The following is a 17,890-nucleotide window of genomic DNA, read 5'->3' on the forward strand; positions in this document are numbered from 1 at the left end:
ATTTAACATTTGGATTGATAATTGTTATCGTTTGCATTATCGTTACGCCGAAATCAAAAAAGGCTGACAAATCAGAGGCTGTTCAGGCTTTTGGGATGATCACCTGCATACAAAAAAGTCTACCGCGATGCTGCCGTACGCAAGGGGACATGAAGAAGATGTGAGCGATAACCCATTTTATTTTCGTAGTTACCTCATGGAGATATGGAATGTTTAGGTTGAACCCTTTCGTACGGGCCGGGCTGTGTTTGTCCGCAGTTTCATGTGCATGGCCTGTGTTAGCGGTTGATGATGATGGCGAAACGATGGTAGTCACGGCATCTTCCGTTGAACAAAACCTCAAAGATGCGCCCGCCAGTATCAGTGTCATTACCCAGCAAGATTTGCAACGTAAACCAGTGCAAAATTTGAAGGATGTCCTCAAAGAAGTGCCGGGCGTACAACTGACTAACGAAGGGGACAACCGTAAGGGCGTCAGTATTCGTGGTCTGGATAGCAGCTACACCCTGATTCTTGTCGATGGTAAACGTGTTAACTCGCGCAATGCCGTCTTCCGCCATAATGACTTTGACCTGAACTGGATCCCGGTCGATTCCATCGAACGTATCGAAGTGGTACGTGGCCCGATGTCTTCACTGTATGGTTCCGATGCGCTCGGCGGCGTGGTGAACATCATCACCAAAAAAATCGGCCAGAAATGGTCAGGCACTGTAACGGTAGATACCACCATTCAGGAACATCGTGATCGCGGTGACACCTACAATGGCCAGTTCTTCACGAGTGGACCGCTGATTGACGGCGTGCTGGGAATGAAAGCTTACGGTAGCCTGGCAAAACGTGAAAAGGATGACCCGCAGAGTTCCTCTACTACCGACACGGGAGAAACGCCGCGTATTGAAGGATTCTCCAGTCGCGACGGCAATGTCGAATTTGCCTGGACGCCGAATCAAAATCACGATTTTACCGCTGGTTACGGTTTTGACCGCCAGGATCGCGATTCTGACTCGCTGGACAAAAACCGCCTCGAACGCCAGAACTACTCCGTAAGCCATAATGGGCGCTGGGATTACGGCACCAGCGAACTGAAATATTATGGTGAGAAAGTCGAGAACAAAAACCCAGGCAACAGTAGCCCGATTACTTCCGAAAGTAACACGGTCGATGGTAAATACACGCTGCCGCTGACGGCTATCAATCAGTTTGTCACGGTGGGTGGTGAATGGCGCCACGACAAACTTAGCGATGCGGTGAACCTGACCGGCGGCACCAGCACTAAAACGTCCGCCAGTCAGTACGCGCTGTTTGTGGAAGATGAATGGCGGATCTTCGAGCCGCTGGCGCTGACGACCGGCGTGCGTATGGACGATCATGAAACCTACGGCGATCACTGGAGCCCGCGTGCCTATCTGGTCTATAACGCTACCGACACCGTAACAGTGAAAGGGGGTTGGGCGACGGCATTTAAAGCACCTTCGTTATTACAACTTAGCCCCGACTGGACGACCAATTCCTGCCGTGGCGCATGTAAGATTGTGGGTAGCCCGGATCTGAAACCAGAAACCAGCGAAAGTTGGGAACTGGGGCTTTACTACATGGGTGAAGAGGGCTGGCTGGAAGGTGTTGAATCCAGCGTTACCGTTTTCCGTAACGATGTGAAAGATCGTATCAGCATCAGCCGTACATCTGACGTCAATGCTGCGCCGGGTTACCAAAACTTTGTTGGTTTTGAAACGGGGGCAAACGGTCGACGTATACCGGTGTTCAGCTACTACAACGTTAACAAAGCTCGTATTCAGGGCGTGGAAACCGAGCTGAAAATTCCGTTCAACGATGAATGGAAGCTGTCACTCAACTACACCTACAACGATGGACGCGATGTCAGCAACGGTGAAAACAAACCGCTATCCGATCTGCCGTTCCATACCGCTAACGGTACGCTGGACTGGAAACCGCTGGCGCTGGAAGACTGGTCGTTTTATGTTTCTGGTCACTACACTGGTCAGAAACGAGCCGACAGCGATACCGCTAAAACGCCAGGTGGCTATGTGATCTGGAATACCGGCGCGGCCTGGCAGGTGACCAAAGACGTCAAACTGCGCGCAGGCGTGCTGAACCTGGGCGACAAAGATCTGAGTCGTGATGACTACAGCTATAACGAAGACGGACGTCGTTACTTTATGGCAGTGGATTATCGCTTCTGATGAGAAGATGCCCGGCGAACCGGGCGAACTTTCACTTCAGTAAATACTGCGCATGGAAGCGCAGATGATCCTCTATAAAAGAAGCAATGAAGTAATAACTGTGATCATAACCAGGTTGAATACGTAGCGTCATCGGCCAAGCTTTCTGCCGCGCGGCTTCTGCCAGAACTGCGGGTTGCAGCTGGTCGGCAAGAAACTGATCGTTATCGCCCTGATCGATAAGCGTCGGGATCGCATCCTGCGCATGACTGGCATACATCAGCGCGCAACTGTCCCATTCCAGCCATGCATCTTTGTCCTCACCTAAATAGCGGCTAAACGCTTTGATTCCCCACGGGACGCAGCACGGATTCACAATCGGCGCAAAGGCGGAAACGCTGGTGTACTTGCCCGGATTTTTCAGCGCCATAATCAATGCGCCATGACCCCCCATCGAATGGCCACTAATAGCACAGCGATCGCTGACGTTAAATTGCGATTGAATCAGCGTCGGTAATTCATCGCGCAGATAATCATACATCCTGTAATGCGTCGCCCACGGCGGTTGCGTGGCGTTGAGATAAAACCCCGCACCCTGGCCTAAATCGTAGCCATCATCGTTAGCAATCTGTTCGCCGCGCGGGCTGGTGTCTGGCATTACCAGCACAATCCCCAGTTCTGCCGCTACGCGCTGAGCGCCTGCTTTGGTGGTGAAGTTCTCGTCATTGCAGGTTAAACCTGAAAGCCAGTACAGCACAGGCGGAGGGGCGTTGTCGCGGGGCGGTGGGAGAAAGATGCTGAACGTCATCGGACAATTTAAGGTACTGGAGTCGTGCCGCCAGCGTTGCTGCCAGCCTTCAAAACAGCGGTGCTCTTCGAGCATTTCCATGCGTGGCTCCTTGTTGTGTTGTTTGCATTTTAGTCATCATACCGTTTATTCAATGCGCTGTGAGTAACTTTCACTTCCGCATATGCATAACGATGTTTTAACATCTAACGCTGAAAGGCAGCGGCAATTACAATAATTATCGCTGTGAATACTGGATTATGTGCGCCACCTCACGCACAATAATCGGGCTGCTAATCAGCTTAATAACTTTGCCCCCACGCAGGGCGGAGGCGTCACACCTGCAGGAGAAAACATAAATGCCATCACTCAGTAAAGAAGCGGCCTTGGTTCATGAAGCGTTAGTTGCGCGAGGACTGGAAACACCGCTGCGCCCGCCCGTGCATGAAATGGATAACGAAACGCGCAAAAGCCTTATCGCCGGTCATATGACTGAAATCATGCAGCTATTGAATCTCGACCTCGCTGATGACAGTTTGATGGAAACGCCGCATCGCATCGCTAAAATGTATGTCGATGAAATTTTCTCCGGTCTGGATTACGCCAATTTCCCGAAAATCACCCTCATTGAAAACAAAATGAAGGTCGATGAAATGGTCACCGTGCGCGATATCACCCTGACCAGCACTTGCGAGCACCATTTTGTCACTATCGATGGCAAAGCGACGGTAGCCTATATCCCGAAAGATTCGGTGATCGGCCTGTCGAAAATTAACCGCATCGTGCAGTTCTTTGCCCAGCGCCCGCAGGTGCAGGAACGTCTGACTCAGCAAATCCTCATTGCGCTACAAACGCTGCTGGGCACCAATAACGTGGCTGTCTCCATCGACGCGGTGCACTACTGCGTGAAGGCGCGTGGCATCCGCGATGCAACCAGCGCCACGACAACGACCTCCCTCGGTGGTTTGTTCAAATCCAGTCAGAATACGCGGCACGAGTTTCTGCGCGCTGTGCGTCATCACAACTGATTAAAAGGCAGGAACCATGGAGCGCAACGTCACGCTCGATTTTGTTCGCGGCGTCGCCATTCTGGGGATCCTGCTATTAAACATCAGCGCCTTTGGTTTACCAAAGGCGGCTTATCTCAATCCCGCCTGGTATGGCACTATTACCCCGTCCGACGCCTGGACCTGGGCGTTTTTGGATCTCATCGGCCAGGTAAAATTCCTCACGCTTTTTGCGCTGCTGTTTGGCGCGGGCCTGCAAATGTTGCTGCCGCGCGGCAGACGCTGGATCCAGTCGCGGTTAACACTGTTAGTCTTGCTGGGTTTTATTCACGGTTTATTGTTCTGGGACGGCGATATCCTGCTGGCTTACGGATTGGTGGGCTTAATCAGTTGGCGACTGGTGCGTGATGCGCCATCGGTAAAAAGTTTATTTAATACTGGCGTGATGCTGTATCTGGTGGGGATTGGCGTTTTGCTGTTGCTGGGGTTGATTTCTGACAGCCAGACCAGCCGCGCCTGGACGCCAGATGCATCGGCCATTTTGTATGAAAAATACTGGAAACTTCATGGCGGCGTTGAAGCGATCAGTAACCGTGCCGATGGCGTCGGCAACAGTTTACTGGCACTGGGCGCGCAGTATGGCTGGCAACTGGCAGGGATGATGTTAATTGGCGCTGCGCTGATGCGTAGCGGCTGGCTGAAAGGGCAGTTCAGCTTACGTCACTATCGTCGTACCGGTTTTGTGCTGGTGGCAATTGGTGTGCTGATTAACCTTCCTGCTATCGCACTGCAATGGCGGCTAGACTGGGCGTATCGCTGGTGTGCCTTCTTACTTCAAATGCCGCGTGAACTTAGCGCGCCGTTTCAGGCAATTGGCTATGCGTCGCTGTTTTATGGCTTTTGGCCGCAATTAAGCCGCTTCAGGCTGGTGCTGGCAATCGCCTGCGTCGGACGGATGGCGCTAACCAATTATCTACTGCAAACGCTGATTTGTACCACGCTGTTTTACCACCTCGGTTTGTTTATGCAGTTTGACCGCCTGGAGTTGCTGGCGTTTGTCGTTCCGGTATGGCTGGCGAACCTGCTTTTCTCTGTTATCTGGCTGCGTTACTTCCGTCAGGGGCCGGTGGAATGGCTCTGGCGTCAGTTAACCTTGCGCGCTGCCGGACCTGCATTATCTAAAACATCCAGATAACGATCTGGATCACATTCATTAACAAAACGGCTGTAACCGTTTCCATTGCTGTGACTCGATTCACGAAGTCCTGTATTCAGTGCTGACAAAATAGCCGCCAGCAAGCAGTAACCTACTGCATTCTCATAACAGGTAGTGAATATGATCACCATTCGTGATGTAGCGCGTCAGGCTGGCGTCTCTGTGGCAACGGTTTCCCGGGTGCTCAATAACAGCACGCTGGTCAGTGCCGACACGCGTGAAGCAGTTATGAAAGCGGTGAGTGAGTTGGATTATCGGCCAAATGCCAATGCACAGGCGCTGGCAACTCAGGTGAGCGATACCATCGGTGTGGTGGTCATGGATGTTTCAGATGCATTTTTCGGCGCATTGGTTAAAGCCGTCGATCTCGTTGCCCAGCAACATCAGAAATATGTGTTGATTGGCAATAGCTATCATGAAGCGGAAAAAGAGCGTCACGCCATTGAGGTGTTAATTCGCCAGCGTTGTAACGCGTTGATCGTTCATTCAAAAGCGTTAAGTGACGACGAGCTGGCGCAATTTATGGACAACATTCCCGGCATGGTGCTCATCAATCGGGTTGTGCCAGGCTATGCCCATCGCTGTGTTTGTCTGGATAATATCAGCGGTGCCAGAATGGCGACGCGCATGTTGCTGAATAACGGTCATCAACGTATCGGCTATCTCTCTTCCAGCCACAGCATTGAAGATGACGCAATGCGTAAAGCGGGCTGGATAAGCGCGCTGAAAGAGCAGGATATTGTTCCGCCGGAAAGCTGGATTGGCACGGGTACGCCGGATATGCCAGGCGGCGAGGCGGCGATGGTTGAACTGCTCGGGCGCAATCTACAACTTACCGCTGTATTTGCCTATAACGACAATATGGCCGCAGGCGCTCTGACGGCATTAAAAGATAATGGCATTGCGATTCCGTTACATCTCTCAATCATCGGTTTCGATGATATCCCCATTGCTCGTTACACCGACCCGCAATTAACGACCGTGCGTTATCCCATTGCTTCGATGGCAAAATTAGCCACTGAACTGGCCTTGCAGGGGGCTGCAGGCAACATTGATCCGCGTGCCAGCCACTGTTTTATGCCGACGTTAGTGCGCCGCCATTCTGTCGCAATACGTCAGAATGCGGCGGCGATCACTAACTGAGCAAATCAGAGGATGTAACCGCTTTCAATTTGTGAGAGATTTCACAGTATCTTAACAATGTGGTAGCTATGATTGCACCGTTTTAACGTTGTAACTTGTATGTAACAGCGAATAATCGCTTTTATCGAAGTTATGGCGTCATAACAACAATTAGAGCCGTTTTATGGAGCGTTACCGGGCATGGACGAACGGATTTTTAAAAATGAGCTTCGGCGTTCAGTAACACTTCATTAACCATACTGGCCCGCCGAGCATTTATCTCAAGCACTACCCTGCATAAGAAAAACCGGAGATACCATGAATAAGAAGGTGTTAACCCTGTCTGCTGTGATGGCCAGCATGTTATTCGGCGCCGCTGCACACGCTGCTGATACCCGTATTGGTGTGACGATTTATAAATATGACGATAACTTTATGTCTGTCGTGCGTAAGGCTATCGAACAGGATGCGAAAGCAGCACCAGACGTCCAGTTGCTGATGAATGATTCACAGAATGACCAGTCCAAGCAGAACGATCAGATTGACGTGCTGTTGGCGAAAGGGGTGAAGGCGCTGGCAATCAACCTGGTTGACCCGGCAGCTGCGGGTACGGTGATTGAGAAAGCGCGCGGGCAAAACGTGCCGGTGGTTTTCTTCAACAAAGAACCTTCCCGTAAGGCACTGGATAGCTACGACAAAGCCTACTACGTTGGTACTGACTCCAAAGAGTCCGGCATTATCCAGGGCGATCTGATTGCTAAACACTGGGCGGCGAATCAGGGTTGGGATCTGAACAAAGACGGTCAGATTCAGTTCGTACTGCTGAAAGGCGAGCCGGGCCATCCGGATGCAGAAGCACGCACCACTTACGTGATTAAAGAGCTGAACGATAAAGGCATCAAAACTGAACAGTTACAGTTAGATACCGCTATGTGGGACACTGCTCAGGCGAAAGATAAGATGGACGCCTGGCTGTCTGGCCCGAACGCCAACAAAATCGAAGTGGTTATTGCTAACAACGATGCGATGGCAATGGGTGCGGTTGAAGCGCTGAAAGCACACAACAAGTCCAGCATTCCGGTGTTTGGCGTCGATGCGCTGCCAGAAGCTCTGGCGCTGGTGAAATCCGGTGCGCTGGCGGGGACCGTACTGAATGATGCCAACAACCAGGCGAAAGCGACTTTTGATCTGGCGAAAAACCTGGCCGATGGCAAGGGCGCTGCTGACGGCACCAACTGGAAAATCGACAACAAAGTGGTTCGCGTACCTTATGTTGGCGTAGACAAAGATAACCTGGCTGAATTCAGCAAGAAATAAGACTGAACGGGCGCAATAGTTTATTGCGCCCTTATTGTATGACCAACAAGGTAAAATTATATGGTCAGCTCAACGACTCCGTCATCAGGTGAATACTTGTTGGAAATGAGCGGTATCAACAAGTCTTTTCCTGGTGTTAAGGCACTTGATAACGTTAATTTAAAAGTCCGACCACATTCTATCCATGCATTAATGGGGGAAAACGGCGCGGGAAAATCAACATTATTAAAATGCCTGTTTGGTATTTATCAAAAAGATTCCGGCACCATTTTATTCCAGGGTAAAGAGATCGATTTTCATTCTGCCAAAGAAGCACTGGAAAATGGTATTTCGATGGTACACCAGGAGTTAAACCTGGTATTACAACGTTCGGTGATGGACAACATGTGGCTGGGGCGATATCCCACCAAAGGCATGTTTGTTGATCAGGACAAAATGTACCGCGAAACTAAAGCGATTTTTGATGAACTGGATATTGATATCGATCCGCGTGCGCGCGTCGGTACATTATCCGTTTCGCAAATGCAGATGATCGAAATTGCTAAAGCATTTTCCTATAACGCGAAAATTGTGATTATGGATGAACCGACTTCTTCGTTAACCGAAAAAGAGGTCAACCATCTGTTTACTATTATTCGTAAATTAAAAGAACGCGGCTGCGGTATTGTCTATATCTCGCATAAAATGGAAGAGATTTTCCAGTTATGTGATGAAGTCACCGTATTGCGCGACGGTCAGTGGATCGCTACCGAACCGCTGGAAGGGCTGACGATGGACAAGATCATCGCCATGATGGTTGGTCGTTCTCTTAACCAGCGTTTCCCGGATAAAGAAAACAAGCCGGGCGAAGTGATCCTCGAAGTGCGTAACCTGACGTCACTACGCCAGCCATCGATTCGCGATGTGTCGTTTGACCTGCATAAAGGGGAGATCCTCGGTATTGCCGGGCTGGTGGGGGCGAAACGTACCGATATTGTTGAGACGTTATTTGGCATTCGCGAGAAATCTGCTGGCACCATTACGTTGCACGGCAAAAAGATCAATAACCATAACGCCAACGAAGCCATTAACCACGGATTCGCGTTGGTAACTGAAGAACGCCGTTCAACGGGAATTTATGCCTATCTGGATATTGGCTTTAACTCATTAATTTCCAATATTCGCAACTACAAAAATAAAGTTGGCTTGTTGGATAACTCGCGGATGAAAAGCGATACCCAGTGGGTGATTGATTCGATGCGGGTAAAAAACGCCAGGGCATCGGACGCAAATTGGTTCGCTCTCAGGTGGTAATCAGCAAAAGGTGATTATTGGTCGCTGGCTGCTAACGCAACCAGAAATATTAATGCTCGACGAACCGACGCGCGGTATTGATGTTGGAGCGAAGTTTGAAATTTATCAGTTAATTGCCGAACTGGCGAAGAAAGGCAAGGGGATTATTATTATCTCATCTGAAATGCCAGAGTTGTTAGGGATAACAGACCGTATTCTGGTTATGAGCAATGGCCTCGTTTCCGGAATTGTCGATACAAAAACAACAACGCAAAACGAAATTCTGCGTCTTGCGTCTTTGCACCTTTAAGATTAGGGGCTTCCCATGAGTGCGTTAAATAAGAAAAGTTTTCTTACTTACCTGAAAGAGGGCGGTATTTACGTCGTTCTTTTAGTTTTGCTGGCGATTATTATTTTCCAGGATCCCACTTTTTTAAGTTTGTTGAACTTAAGTAATATTCTCACCCAGTCATCGGTGCGTATTATTATCGCGCTCGGCGTGGCAGGGTTAATTGTCACCCAGGGGACCGACCTTTCAGCTGGTCGTCAGGTAGGGCTGGCGGCAGTGGTAGCAGCGACGTTATTGCAGTCCATGGATAACGCCAACAAAGTGTTCCCTGAAATGGCGACGATGCCGATTGCGCTGGTTATTCTGATTGTCTGTGCTATTGGCGCGGTGATCGGTTTGATCAACGGGCTGATTATCGCCTATCTCAACGTAACGCCATTCATAACCACTCTCGGCACGATGATCATCGTTTATGGCATTAACTCGCTCTATTACGATTTTGTTGGTGCGTCGCCTATTTCTGGTTTTGACAGTGGTTTCTCCACTTTTGCCCAGGGCTTTATTGCGCTGGGGAGTTTCCGTCTCTCTTACATCACCTTCTACGCCCTGATTGCGGTGGCATTCGTCTGGGTGCTGTGGAACAAAACCCGTTTTGGTAAGAACATTTTTGCCATTGGCGGTAACCCGGAAGCGGCAAAAGTTTCTGGTGTCAACGTCGGCCTGAACCTGCTGATGATCTATGCGTTGTCTGGCGTGTTCTATGCCTTCGGTGGGATGTTAGAAGCCGGACGTATCGGCTCTGCCACCAACAACCTCGGCTTCATGTATGAGCTGGATGCTATCGCGGCGTGCGTGGTGGGCGGCGTATCGTTCAGCGGCGGTGTGGGGACGGTGATTGGCGTGGTGACCGGGGTAATTATTTTTACCGTCATCAACTATGGCCTGACGTACATCGGCGTAAACCCGTACTGGCAGTACATCATCAAAGGGGCGATTATTATCTTCGCCGTGGCGCTGGATTCACTGAAATACGCACGTAAGAAGTGATGTGATTGTGGGTATTGCCGGATGCGCCGCATCCGGCAATCGGAGCCAAATGCCGGATGCAACGCTGGTTTTACAACGTTACCGGGTGTTCTTTCTCTCCTTTCTTAAACTTCACTTCCCCGAGATCGATACAACCCACCGGGCAAACATGACCGCAAAGCAAACAACCAACGCATTTTTCGGTATTACAATGCGGCGTGCGCGTTTTCTCGTTCCATTCCATCGCCTGATGACCGCCGTCATAACAGGAAATGTAACAGCGTCCACAGCCAACACATTTATCAAGATTGATATGGGGATAGACAATATAACTGCGGTCTAAATCTTCTGCCGGAACAATATTATGGTTCGCCAGACCTACCATCTCCTGCAACGAATCAAATCCCTGATCGACAAGGTAATGCGACAACCCGCTCGCCATATCTTCCACTATCCGATACCCGTACTGCATAATGCCGGTGGTCACCTGCAAGGTTGCCGCGCCGAGCAATAAAAACTCCGCCGCATCTTCCCAGGTTTCAATACCGCCGATACCGCTGATCGGGAAATCGCGTAACTCTGGATGCGTGCGCATTTGCTGAATAAAGCGCAGGGCGATCGGTTTCACCGCTTTACCGGAATAACCGGAAATGCTCGATTTGCCGTTAACGATTGGCATACCGATTTTCTGATTAAGATCGATATTGGTGATTGATTTAACGGTGTTAATTGCCGCAATACCATCTGCGCCACCGCGTTTTGCCGCCAGCGCCACTTCGCACATATCACCGATATTCGGCGTCATCTTCGCCAGCATTGGCAGCGTGGAACCACGTTTCACTGCCCGACAATATTTTTCTACCAGCTCCGGGCTTTGCCCGACATCGCTACCCATCGCATGAGAAGTCATTTGCGGACAGGAGAAGTTACACTCGATCATATCGGCGCCAGCTTCTTGCACCAGACGCGCCAGATCTTCCCATTGCTGCTCATTTTCCCCCATGATCGACGCGATCAATACTTTGTCCGGGTAATCTTCTTTCAGCCGACGCAGGGCGGCCAGATTCTCTTCCAACGGATGTTCAGCAATCTGCTCCATATTTTTGAAGCCGATAAAACCGGTATCTTCTTTCACCAGATGATCAAAACGCGGTGAGACTTCATTAGCGATAAAAAAAGCCGATCGTTTTGAACACCACGCCACCCCAGCCGGTGTCGTAGGCTTTGGCGCACATCTCGTAGCAATTGCCAACCGGCGAAGAAGAGAGGCAGAACGGGTTGGGAAACTTCACGCCGCAAAAGGTAATAGAAAGATCTTTCGTTAACATGAGCAAGCTCCCTCTAAATAGTGATGGATCGCCTCGGCGGCTTCTTTCCCGGTTTTCACTGCATAAACCACGGTTTTGTCACCCTCAACAATATCGCCAGCGGCAAACAGTTGCGGGTCACGGGTCTGGTAATTTTGCGTTTCGATGGTGTTGCGCTGTGGTTCCAGCGCCGCAAACGCGGCAAGTTCGGCATGCTGACCTACAGCGAGAATAATTTTGTCCGCCGCCATCGTCAGTTCGCCCGGTAAACGAACATGTTTAAACGTCACTTTATTGCCGTCTACAGCCACTGGCGTAAAGCCATCGATAATCGATACCCCCAATTTCTGAGCGCTGGTGAACTCTTTCTTGCTTGCCGGAAACTCATCTAACTCTTCACGCGCAACGCAGGTCACCGCCGGGCAACCAAGAACTTTCAGCGTGCTGGCAACGTCCATCGCGACATCGCCGCCGCCAATAATTAATGCGCTCTGTGGGATGCTGATATCGCCCTGCGCCTGTCGTACACGTTGCAAGAAGTCGACGCAATCTCAACATCGCTATGTTCAAACAGCGGCAGACCAGAACCGCTCGATAACCCCACGGTGACCAGTACCGCTCGGTTTTCCGCTTTCAATTGTTCCAGCGTGAGTGTTTTACCAATCTCGCAATTACACTTTATGGTCACCCCCATTTTTTCGATACGGGCGATTTCTGCATCCAGCACTGATTGCGGCAAACGAAATTGCGGAATGCCATTACGCAGCCAACCCCCTGGCTGTGCTTCTTTTTCATAAATCGTGACGTCGTATCCCCGGTTGGTCAGTGTCACACTCGCTTGTAGCCCGGCAGGGCCTGCACCAATAATCGCCACTTTGCCGAGCGTTTTACTGCCGGGCTGATAAATCTCCATTCCGGTTTGCTGTTCGAAATCAGTAACAAAACGCTGTAAGCGGCCAATATCAATCGGGTCGTCGACATCGGCACGTGTACAACCTTGCTGGCATAATTTTTCCGTAGGGCATACTCTGGCGCAAATGGCACCGAGGGCGTTATTTTCGCGAATTGTCTCGGCAGCACCTTTAAAATTACGAAAATAAATTGAGCGAATAAATTTTCCCGGATCGGTTTGCGCCGGGCAAGCCTGGCTACAGGGCGCGTCGTGACATAATAAACAGCGAGAGGCTTCTTTAATCGCCAGTAAAGGCGTAAAAGCCGGAGTGAGTTCATCCAGATAATTTTGTTGCGGCATGTGATCTTCCTTAATGCTATAGGTAATTAAGGCGAGCGTTTAGTAAATAATAATGTACTGATATTAAGGCTAAGCGTGCGGGGAAATTTAAACTGTGAAAGGATTCACAAATAGCTGCGGTTAAGAATGTGATATCCGCAGCTTATCAGGTGAAGTAATAATTATTCTCAATAATTAACTGGAGAGAGGAATATTAACGATAGAAAATAAGATAAATAATCATGCCAATAGATAAAATTCCGAAACCACAATACGCCACCATATAAGCAAAGAAGAGCCCCGGATTTTTTTCTCGCCAGACATACACCGGTTCCGGCGAATTTTTAACCCGTTTATCAATCGCGCCAGCACGCCAGCCTTTCCACGCTTCGCGAAAACAAAATACAGGGATTAGGAAAAAACGGCAACGACAAAAAACTGCTGTACATCCATAACTACTTTCCTTGTTTCTTTTGTAATTCAAGTAACTGCTCGGGCGTGACGGCGGGATAGCCCTGCGCATCTTCCGGCACTTGATGCATTGCCGGAATAGGGACCAATGGACCTAAAAAGCGCGGCTCACGTTTAAAAATATAAAGGTCAGCCAGCGCGCCGAAACGGGCGGCAAATTCGCGAATACGGACAGACCACATATCTTTTGGCGATGGTACGGCATAACACTGGGCCTGAATACCCATATGTAAAGCGATAAATAATGCCCGCTCACAGTGAAAACGCTGGGTGATAATAATGAAATCGTTAGTATCGAACACTTTGCGCGTGCGTACGATGGAATCCAGTGTTCGGAAGCCCGCGTAATCGAGAACAATATCAGAGGGGTCGACGCCAGCGGCTATTAAATCTTTGCGCATGGTCATCGGTTCGTTATAACTTTGCAACGCGTTATCGCCGCTAAGTAATAGATAGTTCACTTTACCGCTGTTATAGGCATTAATCGCCCCCTGAATACGGTAGCGGTAATACTGATTAATGACTCCGGTGCGATAATACTTTGCTGTGCCAAGCACCACGCCGACCTGACGGTAGGGGAGATCCTGCAACTCGTCGTAGATATAAGGCGCGGTTTTCCAACTCATCCAGCGATCGAGGCCGAGCACAGTCAACAGCAGCAAGCCGATCATGACTAACAGGCTGTAGAACAGACGCTTTAACATGCAGAAGACTCGATCTCGGGAAATTTTTATCAGGCTACTTTACCCGCTGCTTTTGCGCAAGAAACGGTAAACTGTTTGCCGGGATTTTCGACATCAGGAGAGCGCTGGCAAGCCTGATGCAACGCTTATCAGCGTGCCAGACTGTAGGCCGGACAAGGCGTTCCCGCCGCATCCGGCACCAGGCTTAAGCGAGAAGAACGCGGTCGATACTGTGACAGCCGAGAGCTTTCAGCGTTGCTGAGGTTGCATCCCATTGAATCAACGGCGCATCGGCTTTTTCTGCCAGAACCGCGCGCTGGATATCCGGGTAATCATAACCCTTGAGATTCAACAGAATTAACGCACCCTGCAATGGCGGCAGAGTCGGGTTGAATGCGGCGTTTTCAGCGTAGCTGCCGCTGAAAATACGACCGTCTTTGCATTCCAGCGCTACACCGCTTGGTGACTTACTGTAAGGCATGTGCGAACGGTTTGCCGCGGCAATCGCCGCCTGAGAAAGCGCATCACCAGTTAACGCAAAGCCGTGATCCTGCTCGTCCATCAGCAGCGTTTTTATCTCCAGATCTTTTGGTCCAAAGGCATCCGGCAGATAGTCACGCAGTGCGTGCGCCTCGCGACCCGGCAGATGAATACGCAGATCCAGACCGCTGTTCAGTTCATTCATAAACTGACGGCAGTGACCACAAGGCGTGTAGTTAACGGTGATGGCCGCGAGAGCTTTCTCACCGCTTAACCAGGCGTGGCTGATAGCACTTTGTTCAGCATGAACAGTTTGCTGCATTGTTGCACCAATAAATTCCATATTGGCACCGAAATACCATGTACCACTCACGCCGCGTGCAATAGCGCCAACGTTAAAATTCGACAATGGCGTACGCGCACAGGCCGCAGCCAGCGGTAGCAGTGCGAAAGCCAGCGCGTCTTCGTCCAGCCCGGTTGCGCTCTTAAGCGAAGAGACTTGCTCCCCGGTCAACAAAGCGGGGAAGTACTTGTCTGCCAGAATAGGTTCCAGCGCAGATTGCAAGTTATCCGCAAGTTGGGCAAAAGCAGTTTGAAAACGTGGATGCATGGCGTTGCCTCATAATCATGTAATGGGATAACAGTTTACGAACCTGCTATGGCTTTATATGTGATCTGAATCTCATTAATTATGCAACGCGTGAAACGTACATCAAAAATGCGCGACGCATCGCAAATTTTAGCCCATTACTGCCAGAATAATTGGGAAAAGGAACGGCGCGATCAGCGAAGTAATAATCCCGCATAACACCAGCGCCAGCGAACTAAATGCGCCTTCCTGATAATCCAGTTCGGCGCAGCGCGCCGTACCGAGGGCGTGGGAAGCTGTCCCCATCGCCAGACCGCGCGCCGCTTTGGTACGAATACGCATCGCGTTAAGCAATGTATGGCCAAATACCGCGCCGAGGATCCCGACGAAAATGACACAAACTGCGCTGATTGCCGGAATACCGCCAATACTGCCGCCGACAGCCATCGCAATTGGCGTAGTGACCGATTTCGGTAATATTGACGCAGCAATTTCCGGTGAAGCCCCCATCAACAATGCCACGCAAGTCCCTGTCACCATCGCTACCACGCTGCCGATAAAACAGATGGTGATGATTGATTTCCAGCGGGCGCGGATCTGATGCAACTGTTCATATAAAGGATAGGCCAGCGCGACGACCGCCGGTTGCAGCAGATCGTTTAGCACTTCGCTACCTTTAAAGTAGCTGTCGTAAGAGATGCCGGTCAGCATTAAAAAAGGAATGATCACCACCATTGCCACCAGCAACGGGTTAAGCAAGGGAAACTTATACCGCGCCGCCAGCTTGCGGGCGGCAAAAAAGACAATCAACGTCAGCGGTAATGACCACCAGATATTTGCCATCATTCTTCTGATCCTTTCTGACCTACGACCTTACGTTCACCGTGCACCAGTTGAGAACTCCAGCTCACCACCAGAAAAACCACCAGCGTACTGACTGCACAGGAAACCACTACCGGGCCAAACTGCGCGCGTAGTAAATCAAAATATTGCATTACGCCTACGCCAATCGGCACAAACAATAGCGCCATATAGCGAATTAAAACGTAACACCCTGGATTGACCCACTTCGCCGGAAGAATTTGCAAGGCCAGCAGGACAAACAGGATCAGCATCCCGATAATGCTGCCCGGAATGGTTACCGGTAGCAGGGATGCAATGAAAATGCCTGCATACAGGCAGGCATAAATCAGGACGAAAGCGCGTAAATATTGCCAGATAATGTTCAGTGTCTTACTCATAATCAACACCCCAGATGAGATGGATTCATCATACAATTAATTCATAAAATGTGCTACAGATCACATTAAGAATTCATCGCTATTTTTCGCGCCTGGGTATGACGATGTGAGCAGCGAACTCAGGCAAATCTGCTTTTTCGCAACAGAAAGTGTGTTTGCCATAGATCAAGCATAGAGAGGGATTGCAGCTTTGCCGCAATCTCACTCGGCAGACCTTTAATCCGCTGACCGGAGGCGCTAACATAGCGCCTCATTTTTTGCGGGTGATGATATGCGTGTGTTACTGGCGCCAATGGAGGGGGTACTTGACTCTCTGGTGCGCGAATTGCTGACCGAAGTTAACGACTACGATCTGTGCATCACTGAGTTTGTTCGCGTGGTGGATCAACTGCTGCCGGTAAAAGTTTTTCATCGCATTTGTCCTGAGCTACAAAACGCCAGCCGTACTCCTTCAGGTACGCTGGTGCGCGTACAGTTGCTGGGGCAGTTTCCGCAATGGCTGGCAGAGAACGCCGCCCGTGCGGTGGAATTAGGTTCCTGGGGCGTGGATCTTAACTGCGGCTGCCCGTCGAAAACGGTTAACGGCAGCTGCGGTGGGGCAACGTTACTGAAAGATCCCGAACTCATCTACCAGGGCGCGAAAGCGATGCGCGAAGCCGTACCGGCGCATTTGCCCGTCAGCGTGAAAGTGCGTTTGGGCTGGGACAGTGGCGAGAAAAAATTTGAAATTGCCGATGCTGTTCAACAGGCTGGCGCTACGGAGCTGGTGGTGCATGGGCGGACAAAAGAGCAGGGGTACCGCGCGGAGCATATCGACTGGCGGGCGATTGGCGAGATTCGCCAGCGGCTGAATATTCCGGTGATTGCCAATGGTGAAATCTGGGACTGGCGAGAGTGCGCAACAATGCATGGCTATCAGCGGCTGCGACGCGGTGATGATTGGGCGCGGGGCGCTCAATATTCCCAACCTGAGTCGGGTGGTGAAATATAACGAACCGCGAATGCCGTGGCCGGAGGTCGTTGCATTGCTGCAAAAGTATACCCGTCTGGAGAAACAGGGAGATACCGGCTTATATCACGTCGCGCGGATTAAGCAGTGGTTGAGTTATTTACGTAAAGAATATGATGAAGCAACGGGATTATTTCAGCATGTGCGGGTGTTGAATAATTCCCCTGATATTGCAAGGGCTATTCAGGCAATTGATATCGAGAAACTCTAAAAAACTATAGTGATGTTTTTTTGACAATGTGTTAGCTCTTTATCAATAGGCCGCACGGTTGTTTGGTGGCGTCAAAATCGCCGAGGCGTTCCCTGAAGGCCGGGGCAGCCCACATGGATGTGGGCTGAGGGCGCGTCTTACAGGGATAATGAGATGGACGCTCCAGATTTTACGGTATCAAAGTACCAGACTGGATCGTTGCAATACGTCCTGAAAAATTAGGAGCGTCCACATGAAAGTATCAACTCTTGGTATCGACCTGGCAAAGAACGTTTTTCAGCTTCATGGTGTCGATCATGAAGGCCATACTATTTTGCGTAAAAAGCTTCACCCGGGCTAAGTTTGTTCAGTTTGTGATTCAACTGGAACCTTGTCTGATTGGCATGGAAGCCTGCTCATCCAGTCATTATTTTGCGCGATTATTCACCCGCTATGGTCATGAGGTAAAACTC

General features: G+C 50.2%; 11 protein-coding genes and 6 pseudogenes. 9 read left to right on the top strand and 8 right to left on the bottom strand.

Annotation, left to right across the window (positions count from 1 at the left end):
* The first annotated feature begins 209 nt into the window (after positions 1-209).
* On the top strand, positions 210-2,201 hold the full coding sequence (cirA, locus tag CRI63_RS16930; RefSeq protein WP_135520181.1) for a catecholate siderophore receptor CirA: 1,992 nt from the start codon (positions 210-212) through the stop codon (positions 2,199-2,201).
* 31 nt (positions 2,202-2,232) lie between these two features.
* Here cirA and yeiG read toward each other — a convergent pair whose 3' ends face one another.
* Positions 2,233-3,069 carry an S-formylglutathione hydrolase gene (gene yeiG / locus CRI63_RS16935; protein WP_135520183.1) on the bottom strand — a complete coding sequence of 279 codons (837 nt, stop codon included), beginning with the start codon at positions 3,067-3,069 and terminating at the stop codon, positions 2,233-2,235.
* 257 nt (positions 3,070-3,326) lie between these two features.
* On the opposite strand from yeiG, the gene folE reads away from it, so the two are divergent.
* The 6 genes and pseudogenes from folE to mglC all read left to right on the top strand — a co-directional run bounded on the left by folE (position 3,327) and on the right by mglC (position 10,237).
* Entirely contained in the window at positions 3,327-3,995 is a 669-nt protein-coding gene (gene folE / locus CRI63_RS16940) for a GTP cyclohydrolase I FolE (RefSeq protein WP_001139613.1), read from the top strand.
* A 16-nt stretch (positions 3,996-4,011) separates the two neighbouring features.
* Positions 4,012-5,169 (top strand): DUF418 domain-containing protein YeiB, encoded by a 1,158-nt coding sequence (gene yeiB / locus CRI63_RS16945; RefSeq protein WP_130207066.1) that lies wholly within the window; start codon positions 4,012-4,014, stop codon positions 5,167-5,169.
* 141 nt (positions 5,170-5,310) lie between these two features.
* A complete protein-coding gene (gene galS / locus CRI63_RS16950) occupies positions 5,311-6,333 on the top strand; it encodes an HTH-type transcriptional regulator GalS (protein ID WP_130207064.1) in 1,023 nt (340 codons plus the stop codon).
* A gap of 297 nt (positions 6,334-6,630) precedes the next feature.
* On the top strand, positions 6,631-7,629 hold the full coding sequence (gene mglB, locus CRI63_RS16955) for a galactose/glucose ABC transporter substrate-binding protein MglB (protein WP_001036964.1): 999 nt from the start codon (positions 6,631-6,633) through the stop codon (positions 7,627-7,629).
* Between the two features lie 60 nt (positions 7,630-7,689).
* Positions 7,690-9,211, top strand: a pseudogene (mglA, locus tag CRI63_RS16960) (galactose/methyl galactoside ABC transporter ATP-binding protein MglA).
* A 15-nt stretch (positions 9,212-9,226) separates the two neighbouring features.
* On the top strand, positions 9,227-10,237 hold the full coding sequence (gene mglC, locus CRI63_RS16965; protein WP_001275110.1) for a galactose/methyl galactoside ABC transporter permease MglC: 1,011 nt from the start codon (positions 9,227-9,229) through the stop codon (positions 10,235-10,237).
* Between the two features lie 70 nt (positions 10,238-10,307).
* Here the strand turns inward: mglC and preA are convergent.
* From preA to CRI63_RS17000, 7 genes and pseudogenes are all read right to left on the bottom strand, one after another.
* Positions 10,308-11,544, bottom strand: a pseudogene (gene preA, locus CRI63_RS16970) (NAD-dependent dihydropyrimidine dehydrogenase subunit PreA).
* A pseudogene (preT, locus tag CRI63_RS16975) lies at positions 11,538-12,775 on the bottom strand (NAD-dependent dihydropyrimidine dehydrogenase subunit PreT). The pseudogenes preA and preT overlap by 7 nt, the downstream one beginning before the upstream one ends.
* A gap of 193 nt (positions 12,776-12,968) precedes the next feature.
* A pseudogene (locus tag CRI63_RS16980) lies at positions 12,969-13,207 on the bottom strand (DUF2542 family protein).
* A gap of 2 nt (positions 13,208-13,209) precedes the next feature.
* A complete protein-coding gene (sanA, locus tag CRI63_RS16985; protein ID WP_130207054.1) occupies positions 13,210-13,929 on the bottom strand; it encodes an outer membrane permeability protein SanA in 720 nt (239 codons plus the stop codon).
* Positions 13,930-14,113: 184 nt separating this feature from the next.
* A complete protein-coding gene (cdd, locus tag CRI63_RS16990) occupies positions 14,114-14,998 on the bottom strand; it encodes a cytidine deaminase (RefSeq protein ID WP_130221870.1) in 885 nt (294 codons plus the stop codon).
* A 129-nt stretch (positions 14,999-15,127) separates the two neighbouring features.
* Positions 15,128-15,823, bottom strand: coding sequence for a CidB/LrgB family autolysis modulator (locus tag CRI63_RS16995; RefSeq protein WP_130207051.1), 696 nt, complete (start codon positions 15,821-15,823; stop codon positions 15,128-15,130).
* Positions 15,820-16,218: a CidA/LrgA family protein gene (locus tag CRI63_RS17000; RefSeq protein ID WP_001295452.1), complete on the bottom strand. Its 399-nt coding sequence runs from the start codon at positions 16,216-16,218 to the stop codon at positions 15,820-15,822. Before CRI63_RS17000 ends, CRI63_RS16995 begins: the two co-directional genes overlap by 4 nt.
* Positions 16,219-16,489: 271 nt before the next feature.
* Between CRI63_RS17000 and dusC the strand changes: the two are divergent.
* Both dusC and CRI63_RS17010 read left to right on the top strand, forming a co-directional pair.
* Positions 16,490-17,438: pseudogene (gene dusC / locus CRI63_RS17005) on the top strand (tRNA dihydrouridine(16) synthase DusC).
* Between the two features lie 232 nt (positions 17,439-17,670).
* Positions 17,671-17,890 (top strand): annotated as a pseudogene (locus tag CRI63_RS17010) (IS110 family transposase); the annotation flags it as partial.

Source organism: Escherichia sp. E2661 (genome assembly GCF_004745185.1).
Classification (GTDB): domain Bacteria; phylum Pseudomonadota; class Gammaproteobacteria; order Enterobacterales; family Enterobacteriaceae; genus Escherichia.

What these genes read in the sequence shown, in the direction of transcription:
- cirA (WP_135520181.1), top strand. Translation starts at nt 210, where the DNA reads ATGTTTAGGTTGAACCCTTTCGTACGGGCCGGGCTGTGTTTGTCCGCA.
- yeiG (WP_135520183.1), bottom strand. Translation starts at nt 3,069, where the DNA reads ATGGAAATGCTCGAAGAGCACCGCTGTTTTGAAGGCTGGCAGCAACGC.
- folE (WP_001139613.1), top strand. Translation starts at nt 3,327, where the DNA reads ATGCCATCACTCAGTAAAGAAGCGGCCTTGGTTCATGAAGCGTTAGTT.
- yeiB (WP_130207066.1), top strand. Translation starts at nt 4,012, where the DNA reads ATGGAGCGCAACGTCACGCTCGATTTTGTTCGCGGCGTCGCCATTCTG.
- galS (WP_130207064.1), top strand. Translation starts at nt 5,311, where the DNA reads ATGATCACCATTCGTGATGTAGCGCGTCAGGCTGGCGTCTCTGTGGCA.
- mglB (WP_001036964.1), top strand. Translation starts at nt 6,631, where the DNA reads ATGAATAAGAAGGTGTTAACCCTGTCTGCTGTGATGGCCAGCATGTTA.
- mglC (WP_001275110.1), top strand. Translation starts at nt 9,227, where the DNA reads ATGAGTGCGTTAAATAAGAAAAGTTTTCTTACTTACCTGAAAGAGGGC.
- sanA (WP_130207054.1), bottom strand. Translation starts at nt 13,929, where the DNA reads ATGTTAAAGCGTCTGTTCTACAGCCTGTTAGTCATGATCGGCTTGCTG.
- cdd (WP_130221870.1), bottom strand. Translation starts at nt 14,998, where the DNA reads ATGCATCCACGTTTTCAAACTGCTTTTGCCCAACTTGCGGATAACTTG.
- CRI63_RS16995 (WP_130207051.1), bottom strand. Translation starts at nt 15,823, where the DNA reads ATGATGGCAAATATCTGGTGGTCATTACCGCTGACGTTGATTGTCTTT.
- CRI63_RS17000 (WP_001295452.1), bottom strand. Translation starts at nt 16,218, where the DNA reads ATGAGTAAGACACTGAACATTATCTGGCAATATTTACGCGCTTTCGTC.